This window comes from Streptomyces sp. NPDC001270, from assembly GCF_042896695.1.
Taxonomy (GTDB): domain Bacteria; phylum Actinomycetota; class Actinomycetes; order Streptomycetales; family Streptomycetaceae; genus Streptomyces.
The window spans coordinates 268,299-291,209 of the sequence record NZ_JBIAXM010000011.1 but is presented as its reverse complement, the minus strand read 5'-3'; the positions used below and the strand labels follow the sequence as shown (position 1 = coordinate 291,209).

Sequence of the window (22,911 nt, the reverse complement as noted above, 5' to 3'; positions counted from 1 at the left end):
GACCTGACGTCCTTGATATTGCGTGCACTGCCGCACGGCGGCGGCTTTTCACGCCGGCCAGGACGGCGCAGCCGCCGGATGCAGGAAGGGATGTGGCATGAGGTTTGCAGGCGTGCACCTGCGAGAGATCACCGACGACAACCGGGATGCCGTTCGTGCCCTCCGTGTCCGACGTGACCAGAAGCAATTCGTCGCCTCCGTGTCCAGGTCGCTCAAGGATGCGACAAAGAAACCGGAGGCCAATCCCTGGTACCGCGCCGTGTACATCGGCGACGAGCCAGTCGGCTTCGTGATGCTGTCGTGGAAGCCGCCGGCTGGTCCTTACAAAGGGCGACACTTCATCTGGCGTCTCCTCATCGACAAGCGGCACCAGAGGCGGGGGATCGGCCGAGAGACACTCACCCAGATCGCCGACCTGGTTCGCGCGGACGGCGCCACCGAGCTGCTGACCAGCTACGATCCCGGCGACGGCGAACCGTGGCCCTTCTACCAGAAGTTCGGGTTCGAGCCCACTGGGGAAATCGACGACGGTGAGATCGTTCTACGGCTCGTCTTTTCCGCTGCGTGAGTTCATACGGAAACTGCAGAGAGTTTTCCGGTGGTCACATGACCAACAATTTGGTGGGGCCCTGGAAGTCGACCAGTGCCCGACCCCTTGCGGCCGGGACACAGCGAAGCCCCCGACCCGCGCACGGACCAGGAGCCAATGGTATGTACCTCGGCCGGAGGCACGGGGGACGTCAGGACGGAGGCCGGGGCGGGTCCGACCGGGCGCAGCGCACGCAGGTGGTGGCCGCCGGACGGATCTCCAGGCGTTCGGGAGGAATCGTCGCGCAGCAGCTTTCGCACTGTCCGTACTGTCCTCGTTCGAGTCGTTCCAGTGCTCGGTCCAGTTCTTCCAGGTGCTCGCGTGCCCGCGCCATCAGAGCGGCTACGTGGGCCCGCTCGAAGGCGGTGCTGCCCCCCTCGGGGTCGTGCTCGTCATCAACTGCGACCAAGGCGTTCGCCGCGACGATCCCGTCGAATTCGCGGCTCAGCGCGGCCGCGCGTGCGAGGGTTTCGGCACGATCGGCCGCAAGGCGCGCGTGGGCCGCCGCGACGTTGGACGGGCGCACGTCATGGTCGTGCGGGGATGTATCGCCCATGCGTGCGACAACGCCGATTCCCGGTCCGTGATTCCCCCAGCCCCCCGCGCCCCGCCGCCTGGGCCGAGTGCACCACGCCGGCCGGTCACCGCAAGGGGGGATGCGCCGGCCCGCCGGGACCATGGACAGCTGCGTCAGAGCTCCGACTCGGGAAACCACTATCAAGATCCCGCGCACTCCGCACACTGCTCCTACCTGGGCTGGTGAGGTTTTCGGCAAGGGCAGGGTCGGCGACCTGCGCGACCGGCTGGCGTGCCCGAGCCGCCGGGAGACCACCCACTCCGGCGTCCCGGCCAGCAGCAGCGCGGTCGCGTGGCTGTGGCGGAACCAGCTCCCACCGGAGCGGATGACGTTTTCGGCAGGGGCAGTGCTGGAGGACGCGGAGAACGAGCCGGACCGGCGGGTGATCGCGCGGGAGGAGCTGGTGGAGGCCCTGGCGGCCTCGGCTGCCGAGACCGCCGCGGTGACCGAGACGGAGGCGGAAACTGTGTCCACGCCCGCGCCGGTGCCGGGCTCGGTCGTGCCGCCTCGGCGCGAAGGACTGCCGGCGACGCTGCTGGCGCCGGACTACCAGCGGATTCTGGGCGTGCTCGACGAGAGGCAGCCCGCGGGCCACGGACCGCTGAAGGCCAGGGAGATCACGGTTCAGCAGGGCTTTTTCCGGCGGCCTCCCGATTTCTCCCGCCGCTGTCTGCCTGAGCCACACGGGGTAAGTAGTGCGTCGCTCGGGCCAGCCTGGTCGCCGGTCAGGACGCCGGCGTTGTAGACGTGTAGGCGGAGCCAAGAAACCGACCTGCAGAACTGCCTACATGGCGGCCTGCCTGTACACCCAGTCCGTGGTGTGGGGCTGTGCCGAGAGCCGGAGAGCCGGTGGGACAAGATACAAGAAGTCTGGAGCGGCAGCCGGATCGGTGCTTGCCGCCATCCCTCAAGTCCGCAAGTCAGCTTTACCCCTGTCATGGAGCTGGGGAAGGAACACCGGCGGGGCCCGCCGATCGGAGAGCGTCCGGCCCCTCGGTCAGGATCCGAAGGAGTGACACGTCCTTGCCGACATACGCGTTCCGTTGCGCGGACTGCGGTGACACCGATGGCGTCTTCCCGATGGCCTCGGTTCCCGCCTGGCTGGACTGCAGGGCGTGCGGCGGCACCGCGCGGCGGATCTTCTCCGCTCCTTACCTCGGCGCCGGCTCGTCGACCGCCATGAAGCTGTTAGACGCGACCAAGCGCACCGCGAGCGAGCCCGCTGTCGTGGAGGCGCTGCCGAGCCGTAGGACATCACCCGGGCCCGTCTCCCACAACCCCCTGCACGCCGAGCTTCCCCGTCCCTGACGACGCGTCGCCGCCCCACGCCGACGAGCCGCGAAGCGGACGGCACCCATGCCCCTCTTCATGCGACAGGAGCCGACATGCCTGATGTGATCTTCCCTCTCGACTCGACCAGGCCGTTCACCGAACAAGAGCTACTGGGCCACAACAGGTGGCATCCGGAGATCCCGGCCGCCGTCATGGTCAAGCCCGGTGAGTCCTTCCGGGTGGACTGCCGCGAGTGGTTCGACGGAGCGATCAAGAACGACGATTCGGCCGAGGACATCCTCAACGCCCCCCTCAACTCCGTGCACCGTCTGTCGGGGCCGATCGGAGTCGAGGGCGCCAAGCCTGGCGACCTCCTCGTCGTCGACATCCTCGACGTGGGACCCATCCCGCAGGAGACCGGTCCCCTGGCCGGTCAGGGCTGGGGGTATACCGGGATCTTCGCCAGAGGCAACGGCGGTGGCTTCCTCACCGAGCAGTTTCCCGACGCCTACAAGGCCGTATGGGACTTCTCCGGCGGCGTGGCCACATCCCGGCACGTACCCCACGTCTCCTTCACCGGAATCGTCCATCCCGGCCTCATGGGAACAGCGCCGAGCAAGTCACTCCTGGCCTCCTGGAACACCCGCGAGGCTGCGCTCATCGCGACCGACCCGGACCGGGTACCCCCGCTCGCACTGCCGCCACAGCCCGACTCCGCCATCCTCGGCAGCGTCCCTGCAGGCGAGTTCGACCGCATCGCCGCCGAAGCCGCGCGCACGGCACCGCCCCGCGAGAACGGCGGCAACCAGGACATCAAGAACCTGTCCAAGGGCACCCGGGTCTTCTACCCGGTGTACGTCGACGGTGCTCACCTGTCCGTCGGCGACCTGCACTTCTCGCAGGGCGACGGCGAGATCACTTTCTGCGGCGCCATCGAGATGGGCGGCTACCTCGATCTGCGCGTCGACATCATCCCCGGCGGCATGGAGACCTACGGCGTCGCCGAGAACGCCATCTTCCTGCCCGGCAACACGGACCCGCAGTACTCCCAATGGATCGCGTTCTCCGGGACCTCCGTCACCCTCGACGGAGAACAGAAGTACCTCGACTCTCATCTCGCCTACCAGCGGGCATGCCTGCACGCGATCGACTACCTGACAACGTTCGGCTACGCCCCCGAGCAGGCATACCTCCTGCTCGGCGCAGCCCCCATCGAGGGCCGGCTCTCCGGCGTCGTGGACATCCCCAACTCCTGTGCGACGGTGTACATCCCCACGGCCATCTTCGACTTCCCCATCGCCCCCAGCAGTGACGGACCCGTGAGGATCGACCCGGGACAAGGAGCGCCAAAAGCCTCATTCTGAACGCGACGTCGAACTCTCCGCTCGGGCTGGTTCGAAAGATGCCTCCGTGGCCGCAGCATCTAGTGCCTCGGCAGGCAACGTTTGCCCGTCAAGGAGCGGCGTTCGGTGCGTGCTCTGGGGGTCCCCCCTGCTCGAAGAGCTTGGGGGAGTGCCGGCCGGAAGTCCTCGTACTGGACGTACTTGGGCTTTCGGCCGGTGCGGCGAGTGGGGGTCCCCCCTGCTCGAAGAGCTTGGGGGAGCGTGCCTGGGGGTACCTCCCGGCCGAAGGCTGGGGGAGCGTCGCGACGGGGCGAACGTTGCCTGTCGGGGCACTAGGCTTGGCCGGTTCCGAGGGCGTTGCGCCCGAGTCGTCCTTGCGCGACCACGAGCGTATCGTCAGTGGTCAACTCGCCCCTCGGACACAACCACTGACGATACGCGGATGAGGGTCTCGACCTTACGGTCGCGGCCCTTGTTGTGTGTTCGTAGGTGATGGTGATCCCGAGGGCTTCGTAGAGTGGGTCTTTCTAGTCGGGGTCGGCCGTGTGGATGCGCTGTGCAATGTCTCCAAGACTGTCAGTGATCTTTCGGATCTGCTGGGCGTCGAGTGGGGATTCTTTCTTCCGGTTGAGGGCGGGGAGCGCGTCGAGTTTCTTCTGTGCTGCCTCTTTGTCTTGCTGTGCTGCGTTGATCCACTGGGTGACGTGCGGGTCCCGAAAACCCCATCCATGGCCTGTGACCTGCAGATCCTCCCGATCGTCACCACCGGCATCCGCGTGCCCCGCATGAACTCGATCACGGAACGCTGGATACAAACCTGCCGACACGGACCGCTCGACCGCACCTTGATCTGGAACCAGGCCCACCTGCTCCACGCGCTCGGCGAGTTCGAGTTCTTTTACAACCAGCATCGGCCTCACCGCACCCTGCACGGCGCGGCACCCCTGCGGCCGCTCCGCGAACCGATCACCGAACCGGACCGATTCGACCGCCTCGACATCCGCCGACATGACCGACTCGGCGGCCTCCTCCACGAGTACACACATGCGGCCTGACCAGCACGGACGTAATAATCGGCACCCGCACAATCCCGGTGACGAGTAGAACACCGGTACGAAGCCCAAACCAGGCGTTCACGAGAACTTACGAGCCTGGTGCGGGCCCCGGCACCGGACACAGTTGGGGGGACAGGCGCTTTTGACAGCCGCGAATGCCCTCACGACGGCCTCGGCGTGCTCTGCCGGCCAGCTGCGGATCAGGGCCATCAGGTCGAGGGCAGGCTGACAAGGCTCTGGAGCGAGTTCATCATCGCGCTCCGCGTAATCCTCCAGCTCCTGGATCAAGCAGGAGGTCAGCGCGAACATCGTGTACCACGTGTGGTCGACGACTGTGCCCCGCAGGAGGGCGAACAAGAGGAATCGCTGTTCGAATGTCAGTCCCGCTTCGCGCAGGATTTCTTGGATGCCTCGGACCCGTCGCAGCGCCTCGGTGAAATCCATGCGTGGGTACCGTTTCATCACCCGCCGCGCTTCACTCCGCATGGCAGTTTTGCCATGCCTCATAGTGAACCCATCAGTAGCGCGTGCCCACGCCTCGCGCCTGCAATCGGACACGACAAACGGTCTAGCATTTTGCTAGACGTGTGCGCGTCCTCTCGATGGGATCGCTTGGCCGGCAAACACCGTGACGGCGTGGGCGTCATATCGGCCCGGCTCAGGTAGGCACCGCTACCAGACGCGATGATACAGGGTCACGTTGGGCTGCGGGGCTCATTTTCCTCGGCAGCGGTGACTGGGGCGGGGAGTGATACATCGGAATCAAAACCGGCTGGCAACCGCTCACTGTTGCCCCTCCGCCGTCACCGTCCGATCCTCCCTGGTTGTCGCAGGATTGCGCGCTGCCATTTGGTCCCATTACGCCGGAACGAGAGCTGTGAGCATCAAGAGTGCGGTCAGGACAAATGACCAGGGGTAGTGCCTACAGCCGACCACCACACCGAATCCGACCGCGTCAAGGCCCGAACCCGCGTCGTAGGCGACATTCCCCAGGGCGCTCGCCGTCCCGTATCCGGAGGCCGGAACCGGGGAGTACGTCAGCCTGATGGTGGCGCTCTGGGTGACGCCGAAGCCAGCCCCGAACACGGCCGCACCCACAACGACCGGGACGGGGGAGGCCAGAGAGGGCAACACCGAAACGCGTTGCCGAGGAGGAACGCGTGAGGCTTGCCAGTCTCACCGGTGACGGGTTCGCCGCGGAGTGGAGGCGCTGGCAAACCCGGCGGTGCCCCCGGAGACCTGTACGTCACCGTGCACGTTCACGGCCGCCGCGCGGTATTCGGCCAGGTCCGATGGCTTTGTGCCATTCGTCGGCAACCCGTCTCCCACATCACTGGGGCGCGGCTACACAAGAAGGCTGGGGCAGTGCTCTGCTGTCCCGGTGGTCCGTCGGTGGGGGAGGTCTGGAGGGTTGCTGACCATCAACGTGGCGGTGCTGCTCGCGGTCATCGTCGTCTGGCGGCTGCGGCGGCGTACGGAGGCCCGCAGCCGCTTCGACGAGAAGCTGACCGTTGTCATCGTCCTGGCGCTGGGGGTCCTGATCGCACCCACCCCGGCGGGCCAGGGAATCCTGAACATCCTGGGGCAGCTCGCGAGCGGCGTCACGCAGGCCAGCCGGTGAGCCCCCGCGGGCGCAAGAGCAGTGCGGCGGCGACCAGGCGGCCGCCGGCACGGCGGCGCACCCGCAGGCCGGGCAGGCGGCAGCGCGCCGACGACCGACTGATCGGCCTCCTGGTGGCCGCCGTCTTCGCCGTCGCCCTGGTGGTGACCGCCGTCAACTGGCTGCTGGCTCACTGGTGGATCCTGGCCGTTGTCGGCGCGCTCGCGGTGTTGGCCGGTGGCGGCTGGCTGTACCACAGGCAGCAGGAGGCACGGTGGGAAGCGGTCCGCGTGCAGAGCCTGCGTTACGGCCTGTCCCAGCTGGACGCCCTCCATCACTCGCGGTTCGAAGACGCGGTGCGCGACCTGATGCGTCGCGACGGCTGCCAGGACGCGATCCGCGTCGGAGGTGGCGGCGACCTGGGCGCCGACGTGAAGGCCACCGACCCCTACGGGCGGCGCTGGGTGATTCAGTGCAAACACCGGCGCAACGGCCTCGCCGGCTCGCCCGTGGGCACGCCGGACCTCCAGGTCCTCAACGGCACGGCCCGCCAGGTGCACGGCGCCGACGTCGCGGTCATCGTGACCAACGGACGGGTCACCGCACCCGCCGTGAACTTCGCCAAGCAGCAGCGCCTCCATGTGGTCGACCGTCACACCCTCGGAGTCTGGGCATCCGGCTCACGCCCTCTGTGGGACCTGCTCCGTGCCGTCCCTCCGGCCTCGTAAGCCGGCGGCCGTTGCTATCTGCCCTTCGCGAGTTGGTCGACGCGGCCGACGGACAGCCCGAGTTGCTCAGCGGCCTTGGCCAGGGTGAGGGTCTGGCGGAGTTCGAGCACGGCCTGCTGCCTCAGTGCCTTGGTCCGGGTGAGGGGTTCGGCGATCGCCTCGGTCAGGGCTGCCTGCAGAGCGCGGGCGGCCTTGTCCCGGGCCACGGGGTCCTCGATTGCCTCGACGTCGGCGAGGGCCTGGTCGAACGCCTCGCTGTTGATGAGGTCTGCCGGTTGCGTGGTCATGGGCCGACTGTAGGGGACTCCAAGACTCATTTCTAGGGCACCCTTGACACTTTATAGGGCCCCCTATGAATTCGTGGGGCGCCGTCAGCTCCAGAGTGGTGGCCCGGCCCGAACCCCCGGCCCCGCCGGGAGTCGAACCGGGCTGCTGGCCTGACTGCTCGTCGGACAAGACCGATCACCACCCCCACCCACCCAGAGGAAGGCAGCATGACCGACCAGACAGCTACCGAAGCGACCGAGGCGACGGCCTGGCAGCAGAAGGTCTCCGACGCGATCGGCCCCGTCATGCTCCTGGGCCTCCAGGACGCTGAACTTCACGACGGGCCGGGTAGGCAGCGGATTCAGGATTGGGTGGGCTGGATCTCGAAGACTGTGGTCGGCGTCCGGGACGAGGAGCTGGCGCAGGCCCGCGCCGAGGTGGCCGCGGCCCGTCAGTTCGCCGTCAATATGCGGGAGTTCTGCTCTCCGCACGGCACACCGGTGCGTACCGCTTCCCGGTCGAGCCGGACCCGATTCGACTGGTCCGATCTCGACACCTGGGATGCAGCCTTGCGTGATGTGGCTGTCGTCTACGTGGTGCCCCGCGCGTGCCGGGCCCGGTGCACGAATTCGCGGTACGGGCCGAAGCCGCCGGCGTGCGTCAGCTGGTCCTGCTCTCCGGGCGCGGCGCGGACACCTGGGGCGACTCCACGTTCGGGCTGGACATGCGGTCGGCCGAGGACGCCGTGCGCGGCTCGTCACTGGAGAGGACCGTCCTGCGGGCGTCGAACTTCGCTCAGAACTTCGACGAGGACGTCTTCCACGCGCCGCTGCTCGCCCGGGAGCTGGCACTTCCGGCCGGGGAGGCCCTCGAGCCGTTCATTGACATCGAGGACGTCGCCGACGTCGTGGTCGCGGTGTTGACCGAGGGCGGCCGGCACGCCGGACGGGTCTACGAGCTGAGCGGACCGCGTGCGCTCAGCTTCGCTGAGGCCGTCGAGCAGATCTCCCGGGCGTCCGGCGGTCCCTCACCTACCAGCAGATCACGCCGGTCAGTGGAAAGACAACATCTCTGGTGGACCTTCGGTGTTCGCTTCAGACGCGAAGGCTTCACGTCTGAGGCGAACACGATCCGGCTGTCGAGGCGACTGGACAGCCGGCCGGCATGGCCGGTCCCGCGTGCCAGGCCGCGAGCGTCAGGACCAGGCCCCAGCCCTCGTTTGTCATCCGCACCTCATCCTCGACGGACACCCGGTAGTACGCCCTACTTCGGTGCCTGGAAGCCGCCGATCCTCTGCTCGAGCAATTCGGCCAGCCGCAGCGGGGTGCGGTCCTCGAACATCGGACCGATGAGTTGCACTCCCACCGGCAGGCCGTCGGGGGACAGGCCCGCTGGTACGGCGGTGGCGGGCAGGCCGGGCATGGTGGCCAGACCGGCCCAGACAAGCTGGTCGAGGTACGGGCACTCGACGCCATCGATGTCGATCCGGCGTTCCAACAGATCGGGGTTGTGGTCGTGCGGGAACGCGGGGGTCGGCGTGATCGGGCACACCACGGCGTCGAACTCGGCGAAGAGCTGCCGCCAGCCGTAACGGTGGAGCTCGCGACGGTCGTTCGCCTCGATCCAGTCACGGTGGCTGAACACCATCCCGCGCAGCCGTGCCGCGTCGAGACTGTGGTCGTCCGCGCTCAGTCCGGCGCCGCGGGTCCGAAGCTGCTCGTACGCTTCGACGGGAAAACGCGCAACGGAGCCCGAGAACAGCAACTGCGTGTAGAGCGTCGCGGCTTCGGCCAGGTCGGGCAGCAACGGAGTGTGCCGTTCGACGTGGGCGCCGCCGTCGACAAGTGCGTCGGCCACCCGGTTCACGCCGGCCCGCACAGCGGACCCGGTCGGAATGTACGGATGCTCGTCGAGGACCAGGACCCGGAAGTCGCTCAGCCGCTGGTGGCGTGCGAGCGGCAGCGTCAGGTCGTGCGCCACGCCGAGCGTCAGCGGGTCCGGCCCGGCCATGACGTCGAGCAGGAGCGTGAGGTCGCGGGCGGTGCGCGCCATCGGGCCGACGACGGCGAGGTCGAGGTCGACCGGCAATGCCTGCGTGGTTGGCGGGACCATACCGCGGTTCGCCACCAGCCCGAGTGTCGGCTTGTGCGCGTAGACACCGCAGAAATGCGCGGGGGTGCGCAATGAACCGCCGATATCGGAGCCGATGGACAACGCGCCGAATCCAGCCGCCAGGGCCGCCGCCGATCCACCGGACGATCCGCCCGACGTGCGAGCATGATCCCACGGGTTGTTGGTGGTGCCATAGATCTCGTTGAAGCTCTGCAGATCCCGCAGCCCCAAGGGCACATTGGTCTTACCGAGCACCACCGCGCCGGCGGCCCGGAGCCGCGACACCTGTACCGCATCCTCGGCCGGCACAAAGTCCCGGTACATCGGCATGCCCCAGGTCGTGGGCAGCCCGGCGATGTTGTAGGACTCCTTGACCGTCACCGGAATACCGAGCAGTGGCCGGTCCTCGCCGCGGGCGCGCGCATGGTCGGCACCGCACGCGGCGGCCCGCGCACGGTCGAAGTCCGGCACGCAGATCGCGTTGATCACCTTGTCGTCCCGCTCGATACGAGCGATTGCCTCGTCGGTCAGCTCCACCGATGTCACTTCACCGGCACGCAAGGCGGCCGCGAGTTCTTCTGCAGTCTGAAAGTTCCACTCCATGAATCCGACCGTACTGACCTCTGGAAGAGGTCATAAAATGCCGATTCGCACAACGGGATAGATGCCTCGATCCCGGCAGGGGACTCTGCGATGAGACCTCGTCGTCTTCGGGGGACAGACATGAATCCCCCTTCCGCCCGGAATTCGCTGTAGCTGCTGGTTGAGCGCTGCGCGACGCGGACCGGTGCGAACGAAGTCGAAGGCGGATCGCAGGTCGGTCCAGAGCGAGAGGGCCGCTATCAGGGCGGCGGTTTCCACGGTGCGGCCCTTCCATGCCAACTGCCAGATTCCTTGCCGTGCTGGAGCCGATCGCGCTCATGGACTGGCGGACGCCGGCCTGGCGGCAGGCGTCCGCGAAGGCCCGGCTGGTGTACTGCCCGGACTCAAGGGGTCGTTGCAACACCGGCTTGAAGGATCTCCCAGCGCATCGGGTCGCCGAGCGCTGCACACACGACGGGGAGAGTGGCCGGGGCCGCGTCGTTCAGGTGACGTGTGCTGGTTGATCACATGATGCCGAGGGTGATCAGTGGACGGTTGGCGTCGCGGGCGTGGTGGCGGAGTCCAGCGGCGATGTTCGTCTGGTCGATGAGTCGGAGAGCGCCGATGGCGAGGTTGCGCGGGGATGCCATGGCACGTGGAGCGGTGCCGGTGCGTATGCGGGAGGCGTCCTCGGCGTAGGTGGTGTCCCTGACGTGGTGGATCTTGTTTTCGATGCCCCAGTGGTCGCGGACGAGGCGGGCGATCTCGGTTGCGTCGGCCTGCTCCGTGGTCAGGTCGGTCACCCCGTAGACGCGTTCCAGGGTGACCTTGCCGGTGGTGATGATCCGTCGGCGGCGCACGGTCTGGACGGCCTGCACCGCGTGTGGGAACGCGATCCTGGTGACGGCGGCGGCTTTGATCCGGCGGATCTCGTCGCGGCCGTGAGCGGTGGCCCGCGTCTTGTCCAGGGCGGCACTTCCTGCCATGGCAGGGCCTTCAGCCACCCATGCAGGGTGGGCTGGTTGCCCTTGGTCAGCGCGATGTAGTGGGCGTGCTTGTCCTCGACGAGGAAGCGCGCGTGGGAGGTCTGCGAGTGGAGGGCGTCGAAGGTGTCCACCGTGCCGTGCAGGTCGAGCGGGGCGAGCAGGGGCTGGAAGACGGTGATCTCGTTGGTCTTGCCGTCCACCTCGCGTTGGGCGGTGACCATGCCTGTCCCTGTCATCGCGGCGAGCAGGTGGACCTGGGTGCCGTCGGTGCGGCGGGCACCGCGCACGGTCTTGCCGTCCACGGCGAGGGAGGGCAGGGGCCGGTCACTGTCGTTCTCCTCCTGGCCGGCGGCGCGTTCGCGCCCGGCGAGCCGGCTTCCGACGGCGGTGTCCAGTGCGTCGCCGTCGATGCGCTGGAGGACACGGCGCACGGTGGCCTCGGCCGGGGCGACGGGGCCGCGGTCCGGCTCCCGGCATGGGCCACCGAGCCGGGCCAGGACGTGCGGCGGGGCGTCGGCGGCCCACTCCGCGATCGCGGCCGAGGACTTCGCTCCGGCCAGGACCGCGTACGCGGCCAGGGACAGGACGAAGGCGAGAGGGCGGCGTCGGCCCTGGTCCCGTTGCGGATCGGGCACCTGAGCCGGGCAGGTCAGCCGGCCGGGGAGGTCGTCTGGAATGGTCGGTGCGGCGCCAAGGAGTTGGCCCAAAGGGCCCGGGATGAACAAGGATGAGCGGGCAGGCACGGTCTTCCGTCGCGGTGATCAGGGACTCGACACCTCATGATCACCGGAAGTCGTGCCTGCCTCCGCGTCAGCCCCGGCGACCACCCCGCGGTCCTGCCCCAGCTCCTAAAGCCGTATCAACCCGGACACACCGGCTGAACGACGCCGCCCTGGCTCATGGCATGTTCGAGCTTCGTGGTGTTCCGCAGGGTCTATCTCGCCTTTGCCTGCCTCCTCGGTCTGCTTCTCCTGCTCTCCCGTTCCCAACGAGCCAAGGACGTCGAGCTGCTGGCGCTGTGCCACGAAGTCGCCGTGCTGCGCCGCCGGCTCGGCACCCGGCCACAGCTGTCCTGGCCGGACAAGGCCATACCCGCCGCCCTCACCCGACACCTCCCCGCTTCGCTGCGCCGCACCAGGCTGGTCACCCCCGCCACCCCGCTCTCCTGGCACCGCCGGCCAGTCCGCCGGAAATGGAGACAGAAACCGGCGCGCACCGGCCGTCCGCCGATACCCGAGCAGCTCACCGGCCTGGTCCTGCGGCTCGCCCGCGAGAACAGCCCCTGGGGATACACCCGCATCCAGGGCGAGCCGGGCCGCCTGGGCCACTGTGTCTGCGCCTCCACCATCCGCCGCATCCTGCGTTCCGCCGGCCTCGATCCCGCACCCCGACGGTCAGGCAACGCGCCGACCCGGCGCGAGTTCCTCCGCGCCCAGGCAAGCGGACTCCCCGCGTCGGACTTCCTCCACGTCGACACGGTGACCCTGAAGCGGCTGTACGTCTTCTTCGTCATGGAGGTCGGCACCCGCACCGTCCACCTCCTCGGCGTCACCGCACACCCCACCACCGCCCGGGCCACCCAGCTCGCCCGCAACCTGCCGTCCGGCCTCGGCGAGCACGCCACCGCCTTCCGCTACCTGCTGCGCGCCCGGGACGCGAAGTACAGCGACACCTTCGACGCCGTCTTCACGAGCGAGAACATATCGATCTTGAAGAGCGCGCCGCAGGCAAGGAAGATGAACGCCCACGCCGAGAGATTCATGCGCAGCGTCCGCGCCGAGTGCACCGATCGGGTCCTGATCTGCAACGAGCACCACGCCCGGCGGGTCCTCACCGAGTACGCCGAGCACTACAACTCCCGGAGGCCGCACCTTGCCCTGCAACTACGTGTCCCTGCCGACGACCCGAACGTCATCCCGTTCCCGGCGCAGCGCGTCCAGCGTCACGAAGCCCTCGGCGGACTCATCCACGAGTACAGCGACGCATCCTGACGGAGGTCACGGGGAACTGACGAACGCCCAGATCAGAGGACATGCGGACGTATGGCACCCCACAGGCTCCGCACGCAGGCTCCCACCTGTAGCGATGACTTTGCGAGCCCCACACGTTGCCGACTGATCGGGAACCGTATCTGCCCGAGTGCTGGATTGGTGATCGAGCCCGCTGCGAGGTGGCGCATGTCCTGGCTGATCGAAGGCCGGTCCGCCGGTCATGCGGCGGTGGCGCCCAGCAGGAGGTCGAAGGCGTCATTCGCCTCGCGGAGCACCGCCGTCGCGTCGTGGCTGCCGAGGCGCCACGCCGCCTGGTAGCAGGCGAGGGTCAACTGGGCGGCGAGGACGGCGGTGGCCGGCGGGGTGCCGTGGTCGATCAGGTGTTTCTCGAGGAGGTCGGCGTAGTGCCGGGTCTTGCGGGTGTGCCGATCTTCGAGCTCGGGGTGCTGCTTGACCAGACGGTGGTAAACCGCGTAGTGGCCGGGGTTGCGGGCGGCCTCGGCGCAGATCACGAGCAGCAGCCGCCGAGATGTGGCCAGCGCCTGCGCGAGATCCTGGAGCGGCTCGGCGGGCGCATCGCGCATGGCCGCCGTGAGCGCGCGCAGGAAGTCGTCCTCGGTAGAGAAGACGACTTCCTGCTTGTCGCCGAAGTAGCGGAAGAAGGTGGTGCGGCCGATCTCGGCCCGCTGGGCGATCTCGTCCACGGTGACGACATCGAACCCCCGCTCCATGAAGAGCGCGAAGGCCGTCTCGATGATCCGTTCCCGGGTCTGGCGGCGTTTGCGGTCCCGCAACGACTCCACCGGAACCTTGTTCGTGCTCATTCGGCCAGGATATCCGCCCGGCCCGTCCGGCGGTCAGCGTCGACGAGGCGGGCGGCCTCGCGCCACAACTCCTCCTCGCGGGCCTCGTCGTGCGACTCTGGCGACGACGGGACGTTGCGGCCGCGATCGAGGTAGGACCCGGTCCGGGAAGTCAGCCCGGTCAGGATCGTCTCAGCGAGCCGGGCGCCCGCCTGCTGCGGCGTCATGCCCCGGCCGAGGAATCGCTGAAGCTGGAAGAAGCCGTTGAGCACGCCCCGCACGGGCCCCGGAGCGTGGCGGAAGAAATCGGTGCCCGCGACGAGCGCCGGATTGTAGGAGTAGACGCCGACGCTCTCGGGCAGGCGGCGGGCCAGCGCGTGGGTCAGGTAGATGACGCCGAGTTTGCTGGTCGCGTACGCCCGCCCGGCCTCCCGCGCTCCACCGGCACGAGGCGTGGCCAGTCGTTCCGGCGTCTCCCAGCGCGGCGGCGGCGTGGCGCCGAGCGTGTAGCGGAACTGCCCGAAGTGGCAGTCGCTCGAGGTAAGCACGATCCAGCCCGGACCGGTGAACCGGGGCAGCAGCTCCCTGACGAGCAGGTAGTGGGACAGCACATTGACCCCGAAGGTCATCTCGTACCCGTCCGTGGTGCGTTTCTCGGCCGTCGTGAGCGTCAGGCCGGCGTTGCCGAGATAGCCACCGAGCGGCGGCAGGTACCCAGTGTCGAGCCCACGCAGAATCTCCGCCACCGCCCGCCTGATCTCGGCGAGCGAAGCGAGGTCACAGTCCACGCCTGTGACCTCGGAAGCGCCGGTGGCCTCGGTGAGTTCCGCAGCGAGGCGTTCGCCGCCCCGGCGAGCCAGCACGACGTAGTGATCCTGCGGCCGTTCCCGGATCAGCAACTCGACGGACTCGCGGCCGAAACCGCGGGTCACTCCGGTCAACACGATGGTCCGGCTATCCATGACAGCCCCCTTGGTATCGAGTTCCATGTGGTACTGAGTACCGTATCATGTCGTGGTTCACTTCCCATCGAGCGACGAAACCGCAGCTGACACGCTGGCTGATCGACACCACGGTGACGGCGAAACCCAGATGGGTGCGCTCCTCTGAAGGGAAAGTGAGGAAGGACAGGAACCGTCGGCTTGTGGGGAGGCGTCCGCCTCGGCATGCAAGATCGATACCTCTGTCTCGCCCGTCACGGTGAAGCCACGCCCGACGAGGGCGAGCTCACAGAGGCTGGCCGACGGCAGGCAGAGCTGCTCGGCAAGCGCCTGGGCGGCGTACCGCTGACGGCCATCCACCACGGTCCGCTGCCCCGCGCAGTACAGACGGCCCGGCTGGTAGGGCAGCAGCTGGGTGCGGTGCCGCTGCGCGAGTCCGAGGCAGCAGGCGACGATGTTCCATATCCCGGAGCGAGACGAGCCCCCCGCAGAGGTCGCCGACGCGATGTCGGCGCGTTTCGCCTCTGCGTCGGCCGAGGAGGCTGCATGCGGCGCGGAGCTCGCCCGGCAGGCGGTCACGAAGTTCACCGGGCCGGATCACGAGGGGGATGCCCCTCGTCACGACCTTGTGATCACCCACGCGTTTCTCATCGCCTGGTTGGTGCGCGCCGGGATGGACGCCCCCGTGTGGCGTTGGATGGGCCTCAACCACGGCAACGCGGCGCTCACCGTCATCCGCTGCACCCCGGCCCGGCCCGGCCGGCGAGCGTCCTGGTCTACGACGACATGAGCCATCTGCCGGAGGACCTGCGCTGGACCGGGTTCCCCTCCCAACTGCGCACACCCTGAGGGCGAAGCGGCAGGTGTCACGTGAGCCGACCACGATGCTCGGCCGTCCCGTTGGGGCTGTGTTCGGTGGCTTCTCGTCTCTGCCGTGGTGCTGGAGGAGGGCTGGCGGATGGGCTCGCTGTTCGAGGAGTCGGAAGCGCGCGAGGCGTCGTCCGGGATCGGGTGGAGGAACTGGAAGCCGAGCTTGCTGGGCTGTCGGGAAAGCTGGAGTTGGTCCGGGAGAGCCTGGAGCGGTTGCGGATCGCGCGGGAGACGGTCGCCGAGGTGCTCGCGGAGATGACGCCGCAGAAGCCGGCAGTCGCGGTCGATAGCGACCGGCCGAGCGCGGGTGATTTGGTGGCGTCGGCGTATGCAGGGGCCGAGCGGCAGGCCATCGGGGTGTTGACCGTGCCGAACTGGCAGCCTGGGATGGGGACGGAGGTCCTGCCGCAGGTGTATCGGGACATCACGGAGGCGGTGGCGGACGCTGCGCCTGCCGGAAACCTCATCCGTGCAGTTCAGGTGGTGTGCCGGTACTCGTGGATGGCTTAGCCGAGGCGGTCTGTGCGTATATGTCCAGGCGGGTGGTCTGTCCGGGGTCCAGTGGTTCGGGGGTGGCGCGCAGGGGTGCCGTCTGGTTCATCGGCTGGTGGGGCCGGTGTACGTTGTGGTGCTGCTCGAACTCGCGGAGCGCGCGGTGGAGGTGGTGCTCGTTCCAGATCAAGGTCCGGTCGGGGAGTTCGTGGCGGCAGGTCTGGACCCGGCGCTCCATGACGGCGTTCATGCGTGGCATCCGGGTGCCGGTGAGGACGACCTGGAAGACGTCCTCCAGCTACCCGACGGGACTCCCGCCACAAGTAATGCCGAGCTGATCCGGGTCGCGCATGCCATGATCCAGGCATTCGGGCAGCTCCCATAACCGACTCCGCGGTGAGCCCGCGGCCGCGGCGGCATCCACGAGCTGCTCGACATCGAAGCCGCCCGGGCTACCGCCGACACCCTCACCACCCTGCACGACGACCTAGCCGCCGGAACCGGGATCTCAGGGCCGGCCGCCCGGCGAGCGATCCACGCCGCGGCCCAGGCTCCCGTTTTCACCGGGTCCATCCGCACGCACCGCCAGACCCGGGACATCCGGGGCAACTCGGTACTGGCCGTCTACGACAACCCGCACTCGTTCGTGATGTGCGTCTACAACCGCGACCGCACCCTGTGTCATCGCATCGATGTCACCGACGCCCCGAGCCTCGACCGCCGCGAGCCGGCGTGTGCGAAAATCGCGCGCACCGACCGCCACGCCGGCGAACTCGTCCAGCACGCAAAGAAGTTGGAGTAGCAGGCCGCCTCGGAGACCGTGCCCGGCCCGCTCGCCGACCGGCTCACCCGACGCGCCGGCTATCTTCGCCGCCACAACCGCGACTGTATCCACTTCGAGGAGCCGACCGCATGAGCCCCGTCGCACACGAGCGCGACCGCATTCGTGCCGCGATGGACCGCATCCTGCGAGGCACGCCCGAGCGCTCCAACGGCGCTCTGACGATCGTCGCCCTCGCCGTCGAAGCCGGTGCACCGCGCAACGTACTCACCCAGCGTCACACCGACCTGAAGAACGAGTTCTACGACAAGGTGCGCGCCCGCGGGGGCACCCCGGACAGCGAGCAGCGCCTACGCAAGCAGGTCCGCCGGCTCAAGGAGCTGCGGGCTGCCGACGTGCAGGAGATCGCCCAGCTCAAGGCCGACGTCGAGGCCCTCGTCGGCGCACTGCACCAACGACAGTCGAGAACCAACTCCTGTACCAGCAGCTAGCAGACCGTACAGCCCCGCTCCGCCTGCTGCCTTCTCACCGCCGACCGCAGGCCCCCGTCCAGAGAGCAGGCAACCCGAAGCCGAATTCGAGCGGTGAGGAACAGCCTCCGCCCGGGAGCTCCACTCACTGCGGCCACGCCACGAGGCATTGCGTGCGCTGCCGATCCCCGGCCTCGACGGGCGGCCGGCCCGTCGCCGTCCGAGACCTAGGGTCCTACGGGAGACCGGGAGCGTTTTAGCGCACCAGGAGATCGATAGCGACCTTCAGCCGGTCGAGGTAGAACTCCCGTGATGCGGCCTGATGCTTGAGGCCGATCGATGCGCTGATCATCGTCTGTGCGACCAAGGGGGCCGCGTCTTGTCCTGACTCGACGGCGATTGCGTCTGTGATCAATTCCTCGAAACGTCGCGGCGTGGTTTCGATGATCTCTCCGAGGAGGTCGGGGTTGTCCTCGATGACCGCCGCGACGTCGCGCGTCAGCGGGCCGATGTAGCGGCCTGCCCACTGGTCGAACGCTTCGACGAGGCGCTCTGGAAGAGGGCGGTCGGTCTCGGCCAGGACGTGTTCGACCGCTGTGATGTCCCGCTCCAGGGCCTGGGTGACCGCGGCACGGAACAGAGCCTCCTTCGAGGAGAAGAGAAAGTAGAGCCCGGGCCGGGAGATGTCCGCCGCCCGCGCCACTTCCTCCATCGAAGTCTTCCGGTAACCGAATCGCGCGAACGTGACCATCGCGTAGTCCAGAACCAGGGTCCGGCGATCGGTATCGGCGACTGTCGACGGCGGGCGGCCGGCATCGGGACTGCTCATGGAACGAGCATACGAGCGAGAACCGAACTATACAAATCAAGTCTAGTACGTATAGTCGCTGCCATGACTCACGCACTCATCTCCACGCCCTTCACCGCCTCCAGCACCGCGGACGAGGTGCTGCGAGGCGTCGACCTCGCCGGCGTCCGCGCGATCGTGACGGGAGCTTCTTCCGGACTCGGGATCGAGACGGCTCGTGTGTTGGCCGCTGCGGGGGCGGAAGTGACGCTCGCTGTCCGGAACACGACTGCGGGTGACGCCGTCGCTGAGACGATCGAGAAGTCGACCGAAGGGACCCGTCCCCGAGCCGTCCGGCTCGACCTTGCCGATGGGACCTCCGTCACACGATTCGTCGACGCGTGGCGCGGCCCGCTTCACCTGCTGATCAACAACGCCGGCGTGGTCACCGGTGGCCTCGAACGGACGCATGAGGGCTGGGAGCTGCAATTCGCGACAAACCATCTTGGCCACTTCGCCCTGGCCACCGGCCTTCATGACGCCCTGGCTCTGGGAGCGGCCGACCGCGACGGAGCACGGATCGTCTCGGTCAGTTCGACGGCGCACATGCGTTCCGGCATCGACTTCGACGACCTCCACTTCGAGCGTCGCGGCTACGACCCGCAGATTGCCTACGCCCAGTCGAAGACGGCGAACTCTCTCTTCGCCGTCGAGGCGACCCGTCTCTGGGCGTCCGACGGCATCGTCGCCAATGCGGTGAACCCCGGCGGTATCGCGACAGGACTGCAGCGGAACTTCACAACAGAACAGAAGGAGTCGCTCGCCGCGGCCGAGGCCGCCGGAGTCTTCACCTATAAGACGGTCGAGCAGGGGGCCGCCACCAGCATCGTCGCGGCCGTCGCCCCCGAGTTCGCTCACTCCGGAGGCCACTACCTCGACGATGCACAAGAGGCATACACCGTGCCGAACGACGCCGACCTCGCGCAGCACCCGCACGGTGTCAAGGAATGGGCGCTCGATCCCGCCATCGCCGAGCGCCTCTGGACTGTCTCGACCGACCTACTCCGCGCCTGATCTCTCGTGGTCGCGCAGATTCTCGCCGTTGCCGAGCTCGATAGATGGGTCTGTCAAACGAACGGGTCTGGCCCGTAGTCGGTGGGGACGCCGAGCAATTGTCCTTGATCATGATCTGGTGGGTGGATATCAACTCCCTTATGACGACCGTGTTTCCGGGACTTGCGGCGGTGGTCGTCGAGGACCTGACGGACCGCGGCGACGCAGTGGTGGTCGCGGCCCGGACCCGGGACGTGGCGGTGCCGTGTCCGGTGTGCGGGACGCCGACGGCGAAGGCGCACGGGTATCACCGCCGGGCGGTGAGGGACGTGCCGGCCGACGGCCGCCAGGTCGTCGTCCACCTGCGCGTACGACGGCTGGCCTGTCCGGCCCCGGGCTGCCGGCGGCAGACCTTCCGCGAGCAGATTCCCCGACTGCTGGAGCGCCCTCAGCGCCGCGCGGTGCGTCTTGCCTGGCAGATATCCCAGGTGGCGCGGGAGTTATGCGGCCGGGCGTGCTGGCCGTGCCCGTCTCCCGAAGCACCGCGCTGCGCCATCTGCGGCGCCTGCCGCTGCCGCAGCAGGCCATCCCGCGGGTGACCGGCGTGGACGATTTCGCCCTGCGCCGCCGCCACCGCTACGCCACGATCAGCACGGATGCCGAGACCGGCCGACGCGTCGCGGTCCGCCCGACCGCGAGGCGGCCACCCTGGAGTCCTGGCTGCGCGAACGTCCTGGTGCCGAGGCCGTGTGCCGGGACGGCTCGGCCACCTACACCGAAGCCGTCCGCCAAGCCCTGCCCGACGCGGTGCAGGTCAGTGACCGATGACACCTCCGGCGCAATCTCTGCGACACAGTCCAGCCCGAGGTCCGCGCCCACGCCGGCTGCCGGACCACCGTCAACCCGCCCCGCCCCGGCAAAGTACGCGAGCAGACCACCCGCGAACGCCGGAACAAGATCCACGAGCCCCCCGGCCAGGGCATCGGCCTGCCCGACTGCTCCCGCCGCCTCAACCTGGCCCCGAACACCGTCAAACGCCACGCCCGCATGCCCGAACCCCAGGCCCTGCGCATCCCCCCGCCTACCGGCCCACCCTCCTCGACCCCTACCGCGAGCACCCGAGCCGGGCAGATGCACGGACGCGCCGGATTCGACCTCCTCCACCACCACGCATCCTCCTGCCCTGACCGCTACTCGGCGTCACCACCGACTGCGGACCAGACCCAAACGAACGGTGTAATGAGGGTGGTTGGGGTAACTGACGGGCTGCGGAGAGCCGGCCGTCGAAGGTGATGTCGAAGGCGTTCGGAACGGTCTTCCAGCGCATGGTCCAGCGGGCCTGTCCCTTGCCGGTGGGATCGAGCGACATGATCGCCGTGTAGACGCACTTCAAGGCGGCCTGCTCATTGGGGAAGTGGCCGCGGGCCTTGACCGCCCGGCGGATCCCGGCGTTCACCGATTCGATCGCGTTCATGGAGTGTTCGGGCGCGGGGGCGATCCCGGCTTCCGGGAGGATCTCCCAGACGGTGGAGGCAGCCACCCTGACTTACAGAACAAGGAGTTCGCCGTGGATGCGGCGATATCCCCAGGTGGAGTTCTCGAGGGCGAGCCGCAGCACCAGCAGCCGGATGGAGCGCACGGTCCGGGGGCGGTCCAGGTGCTTTGGCCGGGACTGGGTCGCGTGGCGGCGAGCCGGCCGGGGGCGACGGCTTTCGCGACCCAGTGGTCCAGAGCCCGGCTCATCACGTCTTGTCGGAGGTAGACGGTCCGGGGGTGTCCAGGCCGGGGTGGAGGGACTGTTCCTGTTCCTTGAACTCGCAGCGGTGGTGGACCGTGTTGCGGATTGTCGCGGGCTGCATGGTGCGCCCGCACGTTTCACATCGCACCCGGCCGCGCAGCGCGTACGCCCGTTTCCCCTGTCTTCGTTCTCGCCCGGGGCGTTCGAGGTGCTGCGGTTGCGCGGGCACGCTGCTGGCGGATCTTCTTGACGGTGTCGAAGATCTGGGTGGGGACGATTGCTTCGTGAGCGGCTTGGTCGGACCACACCCACTGTTCAGCCGGGTTGTGCGTCATGCGGGTGCGATGGCCGAGGGTGACGTCGTCGATGTCGTAGAGGTGTTCCTCCTTGCGCTGCTTGTTCCAGATCTCGTAGCCGGTGTAGCGGGGGTTGATGAGGATGGCGCGTACGGCGCCCTGCTGCCAGGCGGCCTTCGGTGATGGTCACCACTTATCTGTCAACCACTCGCTGTTTGGCCGGATCAGCCGCTGCGCAGCCGTGTTCTGTCCGATAACTTTGCGCGTTGCAGACCAGACCGGCACTTCGCCCACCAGAAGGACGGACTGCACATGGCAGATGCGAAGGACGTTTCGTACGCCAGTGATCTGGTGGACCTCGCCGGTCTCGGCCAGGACTTCACCCACGACCCGTACCCGGTTTACGCGGCGCTGCGCGCTCGGGGCCCGGTGCACCGTGTACGGATGCCCGAGGGAGCAGAAGCGTGGCTCGTCGTGGGTCACGAGGCGGGGCGTGCGGTGCTGGCGGATCCGAGCCTGTCCAAGGACTGGTCGAACGCCGCCCAGGACCTCGGTCTGCCGAACCTGGCTGCCGGCCGGCACATGCTCAACTCCGACCCGCCGCACCACACCCGACTGCGCAAGCTGGTCGCGAAGGAGTTCACCCCTGCGCGCGTGCGGGCCCTTGAGCCCCGGGTGCAGGAAATCACCGACGGACTTCTGGACGCAGCGCTGGGCGGGGCCGGTAGCCGGGCTGACCTGGTCGAGGTGCTGTCCTTCCCGTTGCCCATCGCCGTGATCTGCGAGCTGATCGGCGTTCCGGCCCTGGACCGCGAGGCGTTCCGGAAGTGGTCCAACACTGCCCTGACGTCCAGGGACGCTGATGAGCGAGTGGCTGCGGCGGGCGCCGCGAGCGAATACATTGCCCAGTTGATCGCGCGTAAGCAGCGGGAACCTCAAGATGACCTGCTGAGCGCACTGATCCGCGTCACGGACGAAGGCGGCGACCGACTGTCGGCCGATGAACTGCTGGGCACTGTCTGGCTGTTGCTGGTAGCGGGTCATGAGACCACGGTCAACCTCATCTCCAATGGCGTCCTGGCTCTGCTGACCCACCCCGAGCAGCTCGCCGCCCTGCGAGCCGACCCCTCACTGCTGGAGAACGTGGTCGAGGAGACGCTGCGCTACGACGGGCCGGTGGAGACAACGACGTACCGTTTCACCACCAAGCCCGTCGACATCGGCGGCACAGTGGTGCCGGGCGGCGGGGAACTGGTGCTTGTGGCGCTGGCCGATGCCGATCGTGATACCGCGCGTTTTCGCGATGCCGATGGCTTCGACATCCACCGTGACGCGCGGGGCCACCTGGCCTTCGGCCATGGCCTTCACTACTGCCTGGGTGCGCCGCTGGCGCGCCTGGAGGGCCGGGTCGCGATCGGTACCCTGCTGCGGCGCTGCCCCGACCTCGCGCTCGATGCCGATCCTGTCACGATCACCTGGCGGGGCGGCATGCTCATCAGGGGACCGGAGCGGCTGCCTGTCCGGCTGCGGTGACAGCCGGGCCGACCACTCCGCATGAACGGCGTGCAGTTCGGTTGG

22 protein-coding genes and 7 pseudogenes are annotated in these 22,911 nt (G+C 68.2%); 17 read left to right on the top strand and 12 right to left on the bottom strand.

Going from position 1 to position 22,911, the window contains the following annotated elements; genetic code table 11:
* Positions 1-97: 97 nt before the first annotated feature.
* The gene (locus ACFY2B_RS20860) at positions 98-568 is read left to right on the top strand and encodes a GNAT family N-acetyltransferase (RefSeq protein WP_390764568.1); all 471 of its coding nucleotides are present in this window, start codon (positions 98-100) and stop codon (positions 566-568) included.
* 172 nt (positions 569-740) lie between these two features.
* Here ACFY2B_RS20860 and ACFY2B_RS20855 read toward each other — a convergent pair whose 3' ends face one another.
* Positions 741-1,145 carry a TraR/DksA family transcriptional regulator gene (locus tag ACFY2B_RS20855; RefSeq protein ID WP_390764567.1) on the bottom strand — a complete coding sequence of 135 codons (405 nt, stop codon included), beginning with the start codon at positions 1,143-1,145 and terminating at the stop codon, positions 741-743.
* A gap of 367 nt (positions 1,146-1,512) precedes the next feature.
* On the opposite strand from ACFY2B_RS20855, the gene ACFY2B_RS20850 reads away from it, so the two are divergent.
* From ACFY2B_RS20850 to ACFY2B_RS20835, 4 genes and pseudogenes are all read left to right on the top strand, one after another.
* Positions 1,513-1,911 (top strand): hypothetical protein, encoded by a 399-nt coding sequence (locus ACFY2B_RS20850; RefSeq protein ID WP_390764566.1) that lies wholly within the window; start codon positions 1,513-1,515, stop codon positions 1,909-1,911.
* A gap of 278 nt (positions 1,912-2,189) precedes the next feature.
* A complete protein-coding gene (locus tag ACFY2B_RS20845; protein WP_390764565.1) occupies positions 2,190-2,474 on the top strand; it encodes an FmdB family zinc ribbon protein in 285 nt (94 codons plus the stop codon).
* Positions 2,475-2,551: 77 nt separating this feature from the next.
* Complete coding sequence (fmdA, locus tag ACFY2B_RS20840; protein WP_390764564.1) at positions 2,552-3,802, top strand: formamidase; 1,251 nt, start codon at positions 2,552-2,554, stop codon at positions 3,800-3,802.
* A gap of 728 nt (positions 3,803-4,530) precedes the next feature.
* Positions 4,531-4,836, top strand: a pseudogene (locus ACFY2B_RS20835) (integrase core domain-containing protein); the annotation flags it as partial.
* 78 nt (positions 4,837-4,914) lie between these two features.
* On the opposite strand, the gene ACFY2B_RS20830 reads toward ACFY2B_RS20835, so the two are convergent.
* On the bottom strand, positions 4,915-5,280 hold the full coding sequence (locus ACFY2B_RS20830; RefSeq protein ID WP_390764563.1) for a hypothetical protein: 366 nt from the start codon (positions 5,278-5,280) through the stop codon (positions 4,915-4,917).
* A gap of 967 nt (positions 5,281-6,247) precedes the next feature.
* On the opposite strand from ACFY2B_RS20830, the gene ACFY2B_RS20825 reads away from it, so the two are divergent.
* Both ACFY2B_RS20825 and ACFY2B_RS20820 read left to right on the top strand, forming a co-directional pair.
* On the top strand, positions 6,248-6,457 hold the full coding sequence (locus tag ACFY2B_RS20825) for a hypothetical protein (protein WP_099934957.1): 210 nt from the start codon (positions 6,248-6,250) through the stop codon (positions 6,455-6,457).
* Positions 6,454-7,180 (top strand): annotated as a pseudogene (locus ACFY2B_RS20820) (restriction endonuclease); the annotation flags it as partial. The gene ACFY2B_RS20825 and the pseudogene ACFY2B_RS20820, both read left to right, overlap by 4 nt.
* Here ACFY2B_RS20820 and ACFY2B_RS20815 read toward each other — a convergent pair.
* Entirely contained in the window at positions 7,179-7,451 is a 273-nt protein-coding gene (locus ACFY2B_RS20815) for a hypothetical protein (RefSeq protein ID WP_390764562.1), read from the bottom strand. The pseudogene ACFY2B_RS20820 and the gene ACFY2B_RS20815 overlap by 2 nt on opposite strands.
* A gap of 447 nt (positions 7,452-7,898) precedes the next feature.
* Here ACFY2B_RS20815 and ACFY2B_RS20810 point away from each other — a divergent pair.
* A pseudogene (locus ACFY2B_RS20810) lies at positions 7,899-8,481 on the top strand (SDR family oxidoreductase); the annotation flags it as partial.
* A gap of 213 nt (positions 8,482-8,694) precedes the next feature.
* Here ACFY2B_RS20810 and ACFY2B_RS20805 read toward each other — a convergent pair.
* The 3 genes from ACFY2B_RS20805 to ACFY2B_RS20795 form a co-directional block, all read right to left on the bottom strand.
* Complete coding sequence (locus ACFY2B_RS20805) at positions 8,695-10,146, bottom strand: amidase (RefSeq protein ID WP_390764561.1); 1,452 nt, start codon at positions 10,144-10,146, stop codon at positions 8,695-8,697.
* A 503-nt stretch (positions 10,147-10,649) separates the two neighbouring features.
* A complete protein-coding gene (locus ACFY2B_RS20800) occupies positions 10,650-10,985 on the bottom strand; it encodes a hypothetical protein (protein WP_390764560.1) in 336 nt (111 codons plus the stop codon).
* Complete coding sequence (locus tag ACFY2B_RS20795) at positions 10,925-11,746, bottom strand: ISAs1 family transposase (RefSeq protein WP_390764559.1); 822 nt, start codon at positions 11,744-11,746, stop codon at positions 10,925-10,927. The genes ACFY2B_RS20800 and ACFY2B_RS20795 overlap by 61 nt, the downstream gene beginning before the upstream one ends.
* Before the next feature lie 282 nt (positions 11,747-12,028).
* Between ACFY2B_RS20795 and ACFY2B_RS20790 the strand changes: the two genes are divergently transcribed.
* Positions 12,029-13,102 carry an integrase core domain-containing protein gene (locus ACFY2B_RS20790; protein ID WP_390764558.1) on the top strand — a complete coding sequence of 358 codons (1,074 nt, stop codon included), beginning with the start codon at positions 12,029-12,031 and terminating at the stop codon, positions 13,100-13,102.
* 218 nt (positions 13,103-13,320) lie between these two features.
* Here ACFY2B_RS20790 and ACFY2B_RS20785 read toward each other — a convergent pair whose 3' ends face one another.
* Positions 13,321-13,926, bottom strand: a complete 606-nt coding sequence (locus tag ACFY2B_RS20785; protein WP_390764557.1) for a TetR/AcrR family transcriptional regulator — start codon at positions 13,924-13,926, stop codon at positions 13,321-13,323.
* Positions 13,923-14,894 carry an SDR family NAD(P)-dependent oxidoreductase gene (locus ACFY2B_RS20780; protein ID WP_390764556.1) on the bottom strand — a complete coding sequence of 324 codons (972 nt, stop codon included), beginning with the start codon at positions 14,892-14,894 and terminating at the stop codon, positions 13,923-13,925. The genes ACFY2B_RS20785 and ACFY2B_RS20780 overlap by 4 nt, the downstream gene beginning before the upstream one ends.
* Before the next feature lie 177 nt (positions 14,895-15,071).
* Here ACFY2B_RS20780 and ACFY2B_RS20775 point away from each other — a divergent pair.
* Both ACFY2B_RS20775 and ACFY2B_RS20770 read left to right on the top strand, forming a co-directional pair.
* Positions 15,072-15,695, top strand: a pseudogene (locus tag ACFY2B_RS20775) (histidine phosphatase family protein).
* A gap of 162 nt (positions 15,696-15,857) precedes the next feature.
* Positions 15,858-16,226, top strand: coding sequence for a hypothetical protein (locus ACFY2B_RS20770; RefSeq protein ID WP_390764555.1), 369 nt, complete (start codon positions 15,858-15,860; stop codon positions 16,224-16,226).
* Here the strand turns inward: ACFY2B_RS20770 and ACFY2B_RS20765 are convergent.
* Positions 16,180-16,446 (bottom strand): integrase, encoded by a 267-nt coding sequence (locus ACFY2B_RS20765; RefSeq protein ID WP_390764597.1) that lies wholly within the window; start codon positions 16,444-16,446, stop codon positions 16,180-16,182. The two genes, ACFY2B_RS20770 and ACFY2B_RS20765, sit on opposite strands and share 47 nt — an antisense overlap.
* Here ACFY2B_RS20765 and ACFY2B_RS20760 point away from each other — a divergent pair.
* The 3 genes from ACFY2B_RS20760 (at position 16,333) to ACFY2B_RS20750 (ending at position 17,480) form a co-directional block, all read left to right on the top strand.
* Entirely contained in the window at positions 16,333-16,593 is a 261-nt protein-coding gene (locus ACFY2B_RS20760) for a hypothetical protein (protein WP_390764601.1), read from the top strand. The genes ACFY2B_RS20765 and ACFY2B_RS20760 overlap by 114 nt on opposite strands.
* Before the next feature lie 264 nt (positions 16,594-16,857).
* Positions 16,858-17,010, top strand: a complete 153-nt coding sequence (locus tag ACFY2B_RS20755) for a hypothetical protein (protein WP_390764554.1) — start codon at positions 16,858-16,860, stop codon at positions 17,008-17,010.
* 110 nt (positions 17,011-17,120) lie between these two features.
* Entirely contained in the window at positions 17,121-17,480 is a 360-nt protein-coding gene (locus ACFY2B_RS20750; RefSeq protein ID WP_390764553.1) for a hypothetical protein, read from the top strand.
* A 235-nt stretch (positions 17,481-17,715) separates the two neighbouring features.
* Here ACFY2B_RS20750 and ACFY2B_RS20745 read toward each other — a convergent pair whose 3' ends face one another.
* Positions 17,716-18,288 carry a TetR/AcrR family transcriptional regulator gene (locus ACFY2B_RS20745; protein WP_390764552.1) on the bottom strand — a complete coding sequence of 191 codons (573 nt, stop codon included), beginning with the start codon at positions 18,286-18,288 and terminating at the stop codon, positions 17,716-17,718.
* A gap of 63 nt (positions 18,289-18,351) precedes the next feature.
* On the opposite strand from ACFY2B_RS20745, the gene ACFY2B_RS20740 reads away from it, so the two are divergent.
* Together ACFY2B_RS20740 and ACFY2B_RS20735 are read left to right on the top strand one after the other, a co-directional pair.
* Positions 18,352-19,320, top strand: a complete 969-nt coding sequence (locus tag ACFY2B_RS20740) for an SDR family NAD(P)-dependent oxidoreductase (protein WP_390764551.1) — start codon at positions 18,352-18,354, stop codon at positions 19,318-19,320.
* 149 nt (positions 19,321-19,469) lie between these two features.
* Positions 19,470-20,459: pseudogene (locus ACFY2B_RS20735) on the top strand (ISL3 family transposase); the annotation flags it as partial.
* Positions 20,460-20,569: 110 nt separating this feature from the next.
* On the opposite strand, the pseudogene ACFY2B_RS20730 reads toward ACFY2B_RS20735, so the two are convergent.
* Positions 20,570-20,776: pseudogene (locus ACFY2B_RS20730) on the bottom strand (transposase); the annotation flags it as partial.
* Between the two features lie 398 nt (positions 20,777-21,174).
* Positions 21,175-21,498, bottom strand: a pseudogene (locus ACFY2B_RS20725) (recombinase family protein); the annotation flags it as partial.
* 147 nt (positions 21,499-21,645) lie between these two features.
* On the opposite strand from ACFY2B_RS20725, the gene ACFY2B_RS20720 reads away from it, so the two are divergent.
* The gene (locus tag ACFY2B_RS20720) at positions 21,646-22,866 is read left to right on the top strand and encodes a cytochrome P450 (protein WP_390764550.1); all 1,221 of its coding nucleotides are present in this window, start codon (positions 21,646-21,648) and stop codon (positions 22,864-22,866) included.
* Positions 22,867-22,911 lie beyond the last annotated feature (45 nt).